12 protein-coding genes are annotated in these 13,544 nt (G+C 61.8%); 8 read left to right on the forward strand and 4 right to left on the reverse strand.

Features of this window, described 5'->3' with window-relative positions:
* Positions 1-53 precede the first annotated feature (53 nt).
* Entirely contained in the window at positions 54-1,493 is a 1,440-nt protein-coding gene (locus HV782_RS03310; RefSeq protein WP_225931052.1) for a glycosyltransferase family protein, read from the forward strand.
* A 4-nt stretch (positions 1,494-1,497) separates the two neighbouring features.
* Here HV782_RS03310 and HV782_RS03315 read toward each other — a convergent pair whose 3' ends face one another.
* Positions 1,498-2,151 (reverse strand): protein kinase family protein, encoded by a 654-nt coding sequence (locus HV782_RS03315; protein WP_123470826.1) that lies wholly within the window; start codon positions 2,149-2,151, stop codon positions 1,498-1,500.
* A 125-nt stretch (positions 2,152-2,276) separates the two neighbouring features.
* Between HV782_RS03315 and msbA the strand changes: the two genes are divergently transcribed.
* From msbA to HV782_RS03350, 7 genes are all read left to right on the forward strand, one after another.
* Positions 2,277-4,097: a lipid A export permease/ATP-binding protein MsbA gene (msbA, locus tag HV782_RS03320; protein ID WP_123470828.1), complete on the forward strand. Its 1,821-nt coding sequence runs from the start codon at positions 2,277-2,279 to the stop codon at positions 4,095-4,097.
* Positions 4,091-4,987 carry a GNAT family N-acetyltransferase gene (locus HV782_RS03325; RefSeq protein ID WP_123470830.1) on the forward strand — a complete coding sequence of 299 codons (897 nt, stop codon included), beginning with the start codon at positions 4,091-4,093 and terminating at the stop codon, positions 4,985-4,987. Before msbA ends, HV782_RS03325 begins: the two co-directional genes overlap by 7 nt.
* Before the next feature lie 4 nt (positions 4,988-4,991).
* Positions 4,992-6,392 carry a PIG-L deacetylase family protein gene (locus HV782_RS03330; RefSeq protein ID WP_186746169.1) on the forward strand — a complete coding sequence of 467 codons (1,401 nt, stop codon included), beginning with the start codon at positions 4,992-4,994 and terminating at the stop codon, positions 6,390-6,392.
* Between the two features lie 64 nt (positions 6,393-6,456).
* Positions 6,457-7,878, forward strand: coding sequence for a bifunctional D-glycero-beta-D-manno-heptose-7-phosphate kinase/D-glycero-beta-D-manno-heptose 1-phosphate adenylyltransferase HldE (gene hldE / locus HV782_RS03335; RefSeq protein WP_123471167.1), 1,422 nt, complete (start codon positions 6,457-6,459; stop codon positions 7,876-7,878).
* 131 nt (positions 7,879-8,009) lie between these two features.
* Complete coding sequence (locus HV782_RS03340) at positions 8,010-8,984, forward strand: glycosyltransferase (RefSeq protein WP_123470833.1); 975 nt, start codon at positions 8,010-8,012, stop codon at positions 8,982-8,984.
* Positions 8,985-9,671 (forward strand): hypothetical protein, encoded by a 687-nt coding sequence (locus HV782_RS03345; protein WP_123470835.1) that lies wholly within the window; start codon positions 8,985-8,987, stop codon positions 9,669-9,671. It abuts the gene before it with no gap.
* Between the two features lie 51 nt (positions 9,672-9,722).
* Positions 9,723-10,523, forward strand: a complete 801-nt coding sequence (locus HV782_RS03350) for a hypothetical protein (RefSeq protein WP_123470837.1) — start codon at positions 9,723-9,725, stop codon at positions 10,521-10,523.
* Positions 10,524-10,526: 3 nt separating this feature from the next.
* On the opposite strand, the gene HV782_RS03355 is transcribed toward HV782_RS03350, so the two are convergent.
* Genes HV782_RS03355 through HV782_RS03365 form a run of 3 tightly spaced genes read right to left on the reverse strand, consistent with a single transcriptional unit; the run spans position 10,527 to position 13,508 of the window.
* Entirely contained in the window at positions 10,527-11,492 is a 966-nt protein-coding gene (locus HV782_RS03355) for a metal ABC transporter ATPase (protein ID WP_123470839.1), read from the reverse strand.
* Between the two features lie 31 nt (positions 11,493-11,523).
* Complete coding sequence (locus HV782_RS03360) at positions 11,524-12,336, reverse strand: aldo/keto reductase (protein WP_123470841.1); 813 nt, start codon at positions 12,334-12,336, stop codon at positions 11,524-11,526.
* Positions 12,333-13,508, reverse strand: coding sequence for an NAD(P)/FAD-dependent oxidoreductase (locus HV782_RS03365; RefSeq protein WP_186746166.1), 1,176 nt, complete (start codon positions 13,506-13,508; stop codon positions 12,333-12,335). Before HV782_RS03365 ends, HV782_RS03360 begins: the two co-directional genes overlap by 4 nt.
* Positions 13,509-13,544 lie beyond the last annotated feature (36 nt).

Raw genomic sequence — 13,544 nt, forward strand, 5'->3', positions numbered from 1 at the left:
ACCCTGTTCAAGCGTGTCGGTGAGGTGGCTGGGTGAAAGGTACGGGCAGTAAGGTGGGCGCTCAAGTCTCACGGATCATCGACGAATACCCGGTATGGCTGGCATTTTGTGGCAGTGTGCTGTTATCGCTGATTGCGGTCATGGGCACGGCGACAGTCGCGCGTGATGCGGCGCTGTACCTCGATATTGCGCAACAAGTCAGTGAGCATGGCCCAAAGGTGGCCTGGGCAACGTTTGACTGGCCCTGGTTTTCCTTTCTGTTGGCTGGCACCCATCTCGTCCTGCATTTGCCTCTGGAGCTGAGCGCCTACCTTTGGTGCGGTCTGTTTTTTGCCGGCACCAGCGCCTTGATGGTGGATTGCGTTCGTCAGCGTTCTGCGCATGCCACTCGCTGGGCTTGCCTGGTGGTGCTGGCGATGCCGGCAGTCAACAGCTTTCGCAACGACATCATCCGCGAATGCGGTTTCTGGTTTTTCTGCACACTGGCCCTTTGGCTCGCTTTGCGTTGGCAAGATCGGGGTGGCTGGTTGCGTGCCGCACTGATCCATCTGGCGGTGGTCGCGGCGGCCCTGTTCAGGCTTGAGGCGCTGTTGCTGATACCCGCATTGGCGCTGTGGCAGTTACCCAATCTCTGGTCTTCGACCCGGCGCATGCGCTTCGTGCAGTTCTCGGTGTTGCCGGTTATCGGCATGGTGCTGGTGCTGGTGTCGGGCGTGCTGATGTCCGCACGGGTGATGCTCTATCTGGACATGATCGCGCCCCACAGCGTGTTGGCTTCGTTTCAGATGCTCTGCGATCAGTTCGCCAATTCGATGATCACCAAATACTCCCAGGATGAAGCCGGGCGGATCATTTTTTTCGGCATCCTGGCGACCATGACCATCACGTTCGTGAAGTTGATGGGGCCATTTGCCGTGCCGTTCATTCTGCGCCGCAATTGGGGTGTTCTCGGTGACTACTGGCGTGACTATCAGCCTTTTGCCTGGACGGCCTTGCTGTATCTGGTCGTGCTGGTGCTGTTTTTCCTCAAGCTGCAGTTCATGAATACGCGCTACATGAGTTTTCTGAACCTGCTGTTTGTACCCGTGCTGGCGATGGGGCTGGCGGCATTCGTTCGCGAGTTTCCCCGTTGGAGCAAGTGGCTGGTCGCCGTGGCGTTGCTGGTGATGTTGTCGAACGTCATTTCCACCGGGGCCGGCAAGACCCATTACATCGAGGCGGGTCGCTGGATGGCCGCCCATGTCGAACGTGACGCGCCGACGTACTTCGAGGACGGCCGGATCAGTTATTACGCCGGTCGCGGCTATGCGCTGCCGGTTCTGACCCGTGAGGAAGCGATGTCGGCTGTTCATGCCGGCGACTACCGGTATTTTCTGATTGACGCGAAGGGCGATGAGCCGTGGCTGAAGGAATGGCTGGTCGCCCACAAATTGCGCGTCATCGAACATTTCGCCAATCGCAAGGGTGCAACGGTGTTGGTGATCGGGCCTTAGAGGCTCAGGCGAGCAGTGGACGCAGGCGCGAGATCAGTGGCGCCTGCCGGTTGCTCGGCAAGGCCTGGCGGTAGCCTTCGATAAAGGTGTCGCCGGCGTCCTCGCCGAGTAACCACTGGCGGTCTTCCTTATAGCGCAGCAGGTGGGCGAAGTTGCGTAGGCGTTTGCTGTCGCTCAGTGCGCGTTTCTGGCAGCGCAGGTCGGCGATATCGATCAGGCCTAATTGGTTATCGGGCGTGAGCACCACGTTGCCGAAGTGCAACGATCGAAAATACACCCCTCTCTCGTGCAGTTGCGCGAAATAGCCACCCAGCTTGAACCTCAGTGCGTCAGCCTCCTCGCGGGTGCCTTGTAACTGGCGCACGGTGTTGCCGGCCAGCGGGCTGTAATACACGCCGTCGCGTTCGATGCTCGGGATGCGATAGACCGCAATGACGGTGGGGCAGAGGATGCCGCGCTGTTCAAGTGCGCGGGTATTGTCGGCAAAACGCTGGGCATAGGGATAGAACAGCGCCGAACTGAGCAGTCGCTTGCGCCGGAACAGCTTGAGCATGCGTCCATCGGCCAATCTGAGCACCTTGTCGCCGGAACCGTCGGCTTCCAGTACGTGTGCACCTTTGCGCAGTGCCTCGTAAGTGCTGTGATCAATCGATTGCATATCAGGCTCCCCATCATTAGCGGGGTATCTTAACCGAGTTGCCCAAGGGCTGGCTCGCAGTCATGTTTATCGAGGGAAAAAGGCCTGTGATATCATCGGCGCCTCACTGAATTGTGCGGATCACCATGAGCAGTCCTGAACCGAAAGCCCAGTCAACGCTGGCGATCTATTTCCGCCTTTTGGCTTACGTGCGGCCTTACGCCGGTCTCTTCCTTCTCAGCATCGTCGGGTTTCTGATCTTCGCATCGACCCAACCGATGCTTGCTTACATCCTCAAGTACTTTGTCGACGGCCTGGCCAATCCTGAAGCCAGCCTGTTTCCGGGCAACCCTTACCTGGGCAAGTTGCAGTTGCTCGAAACCGTGCCATTGATGATCGTGTTCATTGCCCTGTTGCAGGGCGTGGGCTCGTACCTGGGCAACTTCTTCCTGGCCCGGGTCTCCCTGGGCCTGGTCCATGACCTGCGGGTGGTGCTGTTCAACAAGTTGCTGGAACTGCCCAACCGGTTCTTCGACAAGAACAACTCCGGCCATCTGATTTCCCGCATCACCTTCAACGTCACCATGGTGACGGGGGCGGCGACCGATGCGATCAAGGTGGTCATCCGTGAAGGCATGACCGTCATTTTCCTGTTCTGCACCCTGTTGTGGATGAACTGGAAACTGACCCTGGTGATGGTGGCTATCCTGCCGGTGATCGGCATCATGGTGAACAGCACCAGCCGTAAATTTCGCAAGCAGAGCAAAAAGATCCAGGTTTCGATGGGCAACGTGACGCACGTTGCGTCCGAGACGATTCATGGTTATCGCGTCGTGCGCAGTTTCGGCGGCGAAGTCTATGAAAAGACCCGGTTTCGCGATGCCAGCCAGAGCAATACCGACAAGCAACTGACAATGACCAAGACTGGCGCGGTGTATACGCCAATGCTGCAGCTGGTGACCTACAGCGCCATGGCCGTGGTCATGTTCCTTGTGCTTTACCTTCGCGGCGATGCATCGCCGGGCGATCTGGTGGCTTACATCACCATGGCCGGTCTGTTGCCAAAGCCTATTCGTCAGCTCTCCGAGGTCAGCTCGACCATCCAGAAAGGCGTGGCCGGTGCCGAAAGTATTTTCGAGCAGCTGGATGAGCCGGCAGAAGTGGATCAAGGCACGGTCGAGCGCGATCGCCTTGAGGGTCGCCTGGAAGTGCGCAATCTCAGCTTCCAGTACCCGGACACCGACAAGCAGGTGCTCAACGACATCAGTTTTGTCGTGGAGCCTGGGCAGATGGTTGCACTGGTGGGTCGATCAGGCAGCGGCAAATCGACCCTGGCCGGGCTGATTCCGCGTTTTTATCAGCATGAACACGGGCAGATCCTGCTCGATGGCGTAGAAGTGCAGGACTTCACCTTGCGCAGCCTGCGTCGGCAGATCGCGCTGGTGACCCAGGCGGTCACGCTGTTCAACGATACGGTGACCAACAACATCGCTTACGGCGATCTGGCCGGAGCACCGTTCGACGATGTCAAACGCGCGGCCTCCGAGGCATACGCCGACGAGTTCATCGCCAAGATGCCGCAAGGTTACGAAACCATGGTCGGCGAAAACGGCGTGCTGCTTTCCGGTGGCCAGCGTCAGCGCATTGCCATTGCCCGGGCGCTGCTCAAGGATGCGCCGCTGCTGATTCTCGATGAGGCCACCTCGGCCCTCGACACCGAGTCGGAGCGGCATATTCAGGCCGCGCTGGATCATGTGGTGCAGAACCGCACGACGCTGGTGATCGCGCACCGTTTGAGCACCATCGAGAAAGCCGACCTGATTCTGGTCATGGATGAAGGCCGGATCGTCGAACGCGGCACTCACGCGCAACTGCTGGAGCAGAACGGTTACTACTCGCGCCTGCACGCCAAAGAGTTCGAAGAGGGTGACGAGCCACAACCGGCCCACGCGACCGACGTATGCTGACGGTGTTTCGCAGCTTTCGTGAACGTGGCTGGACGCAAATCGATCGGGATGCCTACGCCCGCGCCTGGCAGCGTTTCGGCGGCAGCGTTGCGACGCATCCCGAGGTCGTCGAGCGGTTATCGACGTTCGTGGGCATTGAGCTGCGTTACCTGGGCTGGATTGTCGACGGCGACGTGGTCGCTGCCATTCCCTGCTGGGGCCGCCATGTCGCGCTGTCCAAGGAAGTGCTCAAGCGCGAGGGCAAGCGTGGTTTGCTGGATATGGGCAATGCGGAAATCATCCTGCCCATCGCGCCGGACGTTGTCGTGCCGGTGCGCCAGCGCATGGCCTATGTTTCCCAGCTGAATGCCGGGCAGATCAGCACCCTGAAGGTCCAGCCTGAAGGGTTGGCCCTGGCCCGGTTGCCGGAAGAGTATTCGAAGAAATTCCGTTACAACCAGCGTCGCGAACAGCGCCTGCTGGAAGAGGCGGGCGGGTCGCTGGTTCCGATGTCCGACTTCACGCCGCAGGAACAGGCTGCGGCGTATGGCGATCTGTTTCAGCGCCGCTGGGGCTTCGAAGTGCCGGGCAAGGCCGGGCTGGCGGAAGTCTTTACCCTGCTGCGTGAATTCATGACCGGTTCTGTGGCGATGCTCGATTCGGCGCCGGTAGCCATTCAGGTGCTCTACCGCGTCGAAGCGCCGCAATGGGTGTCGCTGGAATACATCAACGGCGGCGTCGACCCGCAGAGCCGCGAGTTCAGCCCCGGCAGCGTACTGAGTTTCGTCAATACCCAGCAGGCCTGGGCGGATGCGCAGGCACTGGGCAAACCGTTGCGTTATTCATTCGGTCGTGCCGACCGTGAGTACAAGGATCGCTGGTGCCATACGGTGCCGGTCTACAAGGTCTGAATTCATGAGCGCTCGCAAGCAACAGCTTCTCAAGGCCCATCGACGCAGCAAGCGTCTGTTTCTCGTGGTCTTTCTGCTGGCGTTGCTGCTGATCGGCTTCCTGGCCGGCTGGTGGCTGGTACCGGTGCTGCTCGTGCTGGCCTGGGTAGCCCACGAGGCCTGGTTCGCCGATCACTTGTTCTACCGGCCCTCAGACGACTATCACTATGACTTTCCTGCGCATACGGCCCGTCAGTCGGTCAGCGTGGAGGGCGGCACGGTACGCCTGAGCGAGCCGTTGGCAGCGGGTGAGACGCTTGTTCTCGAGCTGCACGTAAAGGCTCATTGGCTGGGCCGCTGGCTCGATCCCTGGGTTGAGATCGGCGATGACTGTCAGGCGTTCGAACGAGGCGTCAACGGGCGGCGATTCCTTAATCTGTCCGGGCAGGCCACTGCGCTGATCCAAGGCACGCTGGCATTGCGCGGACGCTATTGCGCGGTGGCTGCCACAGGCACCCTGTGGGTGATGACCAATCCTGACTATGCCCGCCAGCGGGTGATGGTCGTGGCCCCTCATGCCGATGATGCCGAGCTGGCCGCATTCGGCCTCTACAGCCGCTGCGAAGACGTCAGCATCGTCACCCTGACTCAGGGCGAAATCGAGGCTGAGAACTTCCAGCGTCTGGGGCTGGATCAGGCCCAGGCTGCGCGGTTGAAGGGGCGCTTGCGCAGTTGGGACAGCCTGACGATCCCGCTGTGGGGCGGCGTGCCTGCCGGGCGTTGCGTGCAGTTGGGCTATTACTGCCTGCAATTGCCGCAGATGGCCAAGGAGCCGACGAAGGCGTTCGGTTCCCGGGAGTCGCAGGACAGCGACGTGCGCAGCGTCCGTCGACACAATCCACTGTGCCTGCCAGCCGACGTCGATGGTCAGCCGACCTGGCGCAATCTGGTCGCTGACCTGGTGGCGCTGCTCGAGCATTACCGCCCTGAAGTGCTTGTGACGCCGCATCCCGAGCTGGATCCGCACAGCGATCACGTGGCGTCGACCCAGGCGCTGCTTGAGGCGGTTGGCCTGAGCCAGTGGAAACCGACGACCCTGCTGATGTACGCCAACCACCTGCACGACAACGACCGCTGGCCAATGGGCCCGGCCGGCGCGGGGATTGCCTTGCCGCCGGCGATCGAGCCGCTGCCGGCCGATCGCTTGTGGAGTCCGCTGGTGCCTGCGGATGTGCAACTGGACAAGGCCATGGCGCTGGCCATGGAGCACGACCTGCAGGGCGGGCAAGTGTTCAAGCGGCAGTTGCGACGCTGGATCCAGCAGGGACTGGCGGGGCGGCGCTGGCCTGTCACGGGCAGTAACGAATTTTTCCGCAAGGCCGTCCGGCGCCACGAATTGTTCTGGGTGCGCGACCTTTCAGATTGAGGCGGACGGCGCTTTCCCCTGTGTTAATATCGCGCCCCTGTTCATTTTGTATGTGGGTTGCTCCATGAAGTTGTCCATGCCGCGTTTCGATCAAGCCCCGGTCTTGGTAGTCGGCGATGTCATGCTCGACCGTTACTGGCATGGCGGAACCTCACGGATTTCCCCTGAGGCGCCGGTGCCGGTGGTCAAGGTCGAGCAGATCGAAGATCGTCCGGGCGGTGCCGCGAACGTTGCCTTGAACATTGCCGCGCTGGGTGCGCCGGCGTCCCTGGTCGGTGTGACCGGTGACGACGAAGCCGCCGACAGCCTGAGCAACAGTCTCAAGGGAGCGGGCGTACGCGCCCTGTTTCAGCGCATTGCGCATCAGCCAACCATCGTCAAGCTGCGGGTCATGAGCCGGCACCAGCAATTGCTGCGTATCGACTTCGAAGAACCGTTCGCCACCGACGCCCTGGCGCTCGGCACACAGGTCGACGACCTGCTCGAAGGCATCAAGGTGCTGGTCCTTTCCGACTACGGCAAAGGTGCGCTGAAAAACCATCAGGCCCTGATCCAGGCGGCCCGGGCGAAAAACATACCGGTGCTGGCCGACCCGAAGGGCAAGGACTTCACCATCTACCGCGGGGCCAGCCTGCTCACGCCAAACCTCAGCGAGTTCGAGACCATCGTCGGCGGTTGTGCCGATGAGCACGAACTGGTGAGCAAGGGCGCGGCGCTGATGCACGACCTCGAGCTCGGTGCGCTGCTGGTGACCCGTGGCGAACACGGCATGACCCTGCTGCGTCCGGATCACCCGGCCTTGCACCTGCCGGCCCGTGCCCGCGAAGTGTTCGATGTCACCGGTGCCGGTGACACGGTCATTTCTACCCTGGCCGCCGCAATCGCCGCCGGTGAAGAGTTGCCCCACGCCGTCGCGCTGGCCAATCTGGCCGCCGGCATTGTGGTGGGCAAACTCGGTACGGCTGCCATCAGTGCGCCGGAACTGCGTCGCGCCATTCAGCGTGAAGAAGGCTCCGAGCGTGGTGTTCTGGGCCTCGAGCAATTGGTGCTGGCCGTGGCCGACGCCCGGGCACACAACGAACGGATTGTCTTCACCAACGGCTGTTTCGACATCCTGCATGCCGGGCATGTGACCTATCTGGAACAGGCGCGGGCCCAGGGCGATCGGCTGATTGTCGCGGTCAACGACGACGCCTCGGTCAGCCGCCTGAAAGGGCCGGGCCGCCCGATCAACAGTGTCGACCGGCGCATGGCCGTACTGGCAGGCCTCGGGGCAGTGGACTGGGTGATCAGTTTCCCCGAAGGCACTCCGGAAAACCTGCTGCGTGAAGTCAAGCCGGATGTGCTGGTCAAGGGGGGCGACTACGGGATTGATCAGGTAGTCGGTGCTGATATCGTGACCGCGTATGGTGGCACGGTGAAAGTGCTTGGACTGGTGGAAAACAGCTCGACAACTGCGATTGTCGAGAAGATTCGCAGTCGTTGATCCCGATGAATTCTTACCGATGTGTACGGCGTGTGAACGGATTTTGCCTTGGGGATCTCATCGTTTCCGTTGATGCAGGCTGCCATGAATCCGATGCGCTTGCCTGCCTGCGCCGCGTGGTCAATTAATTTATGAAAGTCATGCTCCTGGTGATGGACGAACAGCGGGTCATTCTCGACCGGCTCTACGACATCGTGCAGCAGAACTGTGATGAGTGTTTGATCTATCGTTTGAGCAAGCAGCAGCAGTTGAATCTGGGCTCGTTTCTGGCTTCGGTGGATTACCAGACCTTCGACCGCGTGGTGATTTTCTCCCGGGTCAAGCGTCTGGCCACGCAACTGCAGGTGCTCAAATGCATCCCCGGGCTGATCTTCCTCGAGCACGACGCCTATCAGAACTACATGCCGGCGAGTAAGTATCGCGGCGTGTATTCGCGTCTTTATCGCCGTTTGCCAAGTTGCCGGGCGCTGGTGTCCGGTGCCGTCGTTGCCCGCAAGATGCTGGCCGAAGGCATCGACACGGTGTTCGTTTCCAAAGGTTATGACGAGCAGATGCTGCGCAACACCGGTGCGGTGCGCGACATTCCGCTCGGCTTTCTCGGCAGCCTGAAAAGCACCGAGTACGCCCAGCGCAAGGCACTGCTGGAGTCGCTCTCCAAGCGCACCGGCATGCTGGTCACCCGCACCCAGTCGGGCGCGGAATACCTGGAGACGCTCAACCGCATCAAGATCTTCGTCAGCGCCGACATCGGCATGAACGAGTTCATGATCAAGAACTTCGAAGCCATGGCCTGTGGGTGCGTGTTGCTGGCGTGGAGTCAGGGCGAAGAGGATCAGTTGCTGGGCTTCGAGGACATGCACAACACGGTGTTCTATCGCAGCGAAGACGAGGCGGTGGAGAAGATCAAACTGCTGCAGGACAACCCCGAGCTGGCCGAAGGTATTGCCCGCAATGGCCAGGCGTTTGCCGAAAGTCGCTATTCCTTCGCCCGTGTCGGTCAGGCCCTCGCCACCGAAATCCAGCGCGAAATGCGCCCATGGCAGCCGCCTTCGGCGTTCACCCGGTTCTGGGTGAAGTTGCGCTACGGCATGAAGGTGCCGGTCTGAATGATGGATGAGCACATGGCGCTGGATGCGCTGCCGGGTGGTGACCAATCGGTTCTGCAAGCCTTGCCCGAAGCGCTGCGCACGTGCCTGAGCCGTGCGGCGCGGGTGGTGCTGATCGCCAACAACCCGGCCATCACCGCGGCGGATTTTCAGGCGCTGGACATCGGCGCCGATGACATCGTCGTCAGCTTCAATACCTGCATCAAGGCACCGCTGCTCAACGCGCAAAGCGTGAATGTCTTCGTGCATGGCTACAACGCGCCGGACGCCTACTTTTTTGGTCTGCCTTACGGCCCCGACGTGCAGCGGCTGATCGAGCGGGCGGGCGAACGCTGTTTCACCATGCTCGTCGGCTGCGCTGCACCGATGTGCCCGTTGCCACAGGTGGCCATGTATTGGGACCGCATCCCGTTGCCGCCGCTGTGGAATTACCCGGTCGACCGGCCAGGGGGCAAGCGCTACGTCGGGCCCTCCACCGGCTTCAATACGCTGGTGCTGTTCGACTGGTTGCGCGGTCACGCCGGTTACACCTATCAGCTCCTGACCCTGGGGTTTTCCAACGAGGCGGGAAAATTGTGGGGCGGTCACGCCTGGGATTACGAGCGCGACTGGCTGCAGAAATCGGACATCATCGTGGTGCCACTGCAACCCCGCCGCTGGTGGCAAAAGCTGTTTCGCCAGCGATAAGCGGTGCCGCATTGCCGGCAGGCCCGAACTACTTTCAAAAGGTGCTGTTGAGTGTTGAAAATTGCCGTGGCGTTTTTCGGGATTCCGAGAAATTCGTCGATCTGTTTCCCCTCCATCGAACAGAACGTGCTGGCGCAGTTGCCTGCGGGCAGCGACGTAAAGTGCTTTTATCACCTGTATAAAATCGATGAAGTGCAGAACACCCGTTCTGGCGAAAAAGGCGAACTGGCGGCGGACAACTACCAACCCTTCGAGTCGATGTCCGGCGGGCTGACCTCGACCGAGGGCGTACTGGAGCGCTGGGATTTCGAACAGGTCAAGGCTCAGGGCGATACCTGGGGCGATGACTATGCGTCGCTGCGCAACCTGATCTATCAGCTCAACTCGCTGCACACCGTCACCGGCATGATCGAACCGTTCAACCCGGATTTCGTCGTGTTCGTGCGACCGGACAATTTCTTCCACAACGCGTTGCCCGGTTATGTGTTCAACCATGCGCAGGCGCGACGCCACAACGCGTACATTCCGGACTGGCAGTGGTGGGGCGGGCTGAACGATCGCTTTGCCATTTGCGGGCGCGATACCTATGTCGCCTATGGCAAGCGCATCGAGCGTATTTTCGATTTCTGCAAGGCGACGGGGCGCAAGCTGCATTCCGAGCGTCTGCTCAAGTACGCGCTGCTAGAGGCGGGTGCCAAGGTCTGCACGTTGCCGACCCAGGCCTCGCGTGTACGGATTACCGGGGCGTTTGCCGAAGAATCGTTCTCGCCCAAGCGCGGCATGGGCAAGCGCGAAAACCGCTATTTCCACTTCTTCGCCACGCTGCGCACCTGGATGGATCGCCGGCGCTAGCGGCTATTTGCTCGCGCGCTTTTTGCCCAGACCGACCAGCCGCAGCGCCTTGATGCTCAACTGCTTGAGGCCCTGACGCGGGGCTTTCGCCGGTTGCAGGCCCTGTTGCACCAGCCAGTCCTTCCAGCGAATTCGCTCTTCGCGCACGACCCAGCCGGTCTGCGTGGCGAAGCTTTCGGCCAGATACAGGCCACGCGTGCCGGCCGGCACAAGTTTGTCGCGCTTGAGGGTGTAGAGCTCGGCCAGCGGCGCGCCATCCTTGAGCGGCATCAGGTACAGATCCGGGCGTTTGCGGTCCAGCCGCGCGACCAGTTGATCGCCCTCCAGACGTTCATCGACATGAAACAGGCTCAGGGATTTGGCTTCCTTGGGCACGTCCAGGCGCAGGTCGTAGATCAATTGCAGCGATGCCGTCGGCAGATGTACATAAGCCCGCGGCCGTTCGACCAATTGCAGATTGGCGCAACGTATCGGCCGCGCCGATCCGGACAACGGGGTCAGGCGAAACGGCAACGCCTCGCGATAGTGCAGGGCCGAGGCGTAGGGCGCCGGCAGCCAGGTGTCGTTGAAGCGCCCCCCGAGCCAGCCTTCCGGCGTCTCCAGCAGGCACTCTTCAGCGATTTCCTGAATGGCCGTGTGCAGCGGAATGTTCAGTTCGTGAGCCGGCACATAACCGGAAATCAGTTTCAGTACCACGTCGCCGCGATCCTGCCGCCGCTGGCGCACCAGCACCCAGTAATCGCGATTCTGCCAGTGCAGGGTCAGACGCACCGAGACCCCGAGATTGGCCAGCTCCAGCGAGAAGCGTTCGGTGTCGGCGACACTCACCGGTTTGCGTCGCTGCAACGTCTGGGCGAAGTTCAGCGGCATGCCGACGCTCTGATAGGCCAAGCCGTCGGGCGTGGCTTCGACGAACAGGGGCAGGGTCTTGAAGTTGCTCGGGTTCTTTCTGATGAGCGTGCGCGGCATATCGGCTCCTGCTTAAGGCCGCGAAGCGGCGTCAGTGACCACGAAGGACCCGGGCAACGGTCGCAACGTTATGGGCGAGGTGCAGCGGATTGATCGTTCCGACAATAGCACTGGCCACGCCAGGCTTCGCAAACAGCAACTCGAAGCTGGCACGCACCGGATCCACTCCCGGGCTCAGGCACACGTGGCCGCTGGCCAGGGCTTTCTTCACCAGAATGGCTTTGCCGTGGGCAGCAGCATAGTCAATGACTGCCTTCTCGTTCTGTTCGTTCAGATTGTAGGTGACCATCGCGCAGTCCCCTTGCTCCAGCGCCTTGAGCCCGCCTTCGACGGTTTTGCCGGAGAAGCCGAAGCCGCGAATCTTGCCCTCGGCCTTGAGCGCCGCCAGCGTGGCGTAGACCTCTTCGTGTTCGAGGATGGCCATGTCATTGCCGTCAGAGTGCACCAGGACCAGGTCGATAGAATCCGTTTCCAGACGTTGCAGGCTGCGTTCCACTGACCTGCGCGTGTGCGCCGCGCTGAAGTCGTGGCGCGACAGGCCGTCGGCAAATTCCTCGCCGACCTTGCTGACGATCACCCAGTCCTCGCGCTGGCCACGCAGCAGCGGGCCGAGGCGTTCTTCGCTGCGGCCGTAAGCCGGCGCGGTGTCGATCAGGTTGATGCCCAGCTCGCGTGCCTGCCTGAGCAGCATGCGCGCAGCCTCGTCATCGGGAATCTGGAACCCGTTGGGGTATTTCACGCCTTGGTCGCGGCCCAGTTTCACTGTGCCCAGGCCCAGCGGCGAAACCGTCAGGCCGGTGCTGCCCAATGGGCGATGGAGATCATGCAGAGTCGCGATACTCATGGCAGCAGTTGCTCCCAGGCAGCAATGCCCATCGGTGGTTTCGGCAGTGCCGGCAGGGGTTCGGTGGCATGTGGCTGGATGCCGTCGCGCTGCAAGGAGGCGATCACGCGGTCGGCAAAGTCCGGTGCCAGTGCCAGTTTCGTCGGCCAGCCCACCAGCAAGCGGCCCTCGTCAGCGAGGAACGCGTTATCCGGACGTGTCAGGCCGGTTTGCAGCGGCTCGGCACGGTCGACCCGCAGCGTCGCCCATTGCGTGGTGCCAAGGTCGATCCACGGTAGCAATTGCGCGATTTCCTTTTGCGCGGTGGCGATCTGCTCGGCGGGCTCGCGGGCGACACCTTCGCTTTCGGCGATGTCACCGCCCATGTACCAGACCCACTGACCGTCAGCGGCCGGGTGGGTGGTCACGGTGATGCGCGGCTTGGTGCCGCCGCCCAGGCAATGGGCGTAGAGCGGTTTCAGCCCCGGGCCTTTGGCGATGATCATGTGCAGCGGCCGGCGCTGCATGGCCGGCTGGCTCAGGCCCAGGGCCTCAAGCAGTTGCGCGGTACCGGCGCCAGCGCTGAGGACGATGCGCTGGGCGCGGATCTCGCGACCGTCGACCTGCAGACCGACCAGCACTCCCGCCTCCAGCAGCGGCTCGATGGTTTGCCCGGCGAGCAGGCCGTCACCGGCCAGATCGGCCAGGCGCGCAATCAGGCTCGGCACATCCACCACCAGTTCGGCGAGGCGGTAGACCTTGCCCTTGAAGCGCTTGTCTTGCAGGGCCGGCGGCAATTGCTCGCCCTTGACCTGATCGACCCGGCCACGCACGGCCTTGCTGGCGAAGAAACTGGTGAGGTTGCCGGCCAGGGTGCCGGGTGACCACAGGTAATGAGCCTCGGACAGCAGGCGCACGCCGGACAGGTCCAGCTCGCCATGGCCGGCGAGGGCTTCACGCCAGCGGCGCGGCATGTCGGCGATGGCTTCGGAGGCGCCGGTCAGGGCGCCGTGCAACGCGTACTTGGCGCCGCCGTGGATGATGCCCTGCGACTTCACTGTCTGCCCGCCGCCGAGGCTGGCGCTTTCCACCAGCACGGTCGCAAACCCCTGACGGCGCAGACGCGCGTTCAGCCAGAGGCCGGCGACACCAGCGCCGACAATCAGAACGTCGGTGGAAATAACGGATGGCATGCAACGACCTCAGTGTTCAAGACGAGGGCGCAGTAT

Source organism: Pseudomonas monsensis, assembly GCF_014268495.2.
In the GTDB taxonomy this organism is placed as follows: Bacteria; Pseudomonadota; Gammaproteobacteria; order Pseudomonadales; family Pseudomonadaceae; genus Aquipseudomonas; species Aquipseudomonas monsensis.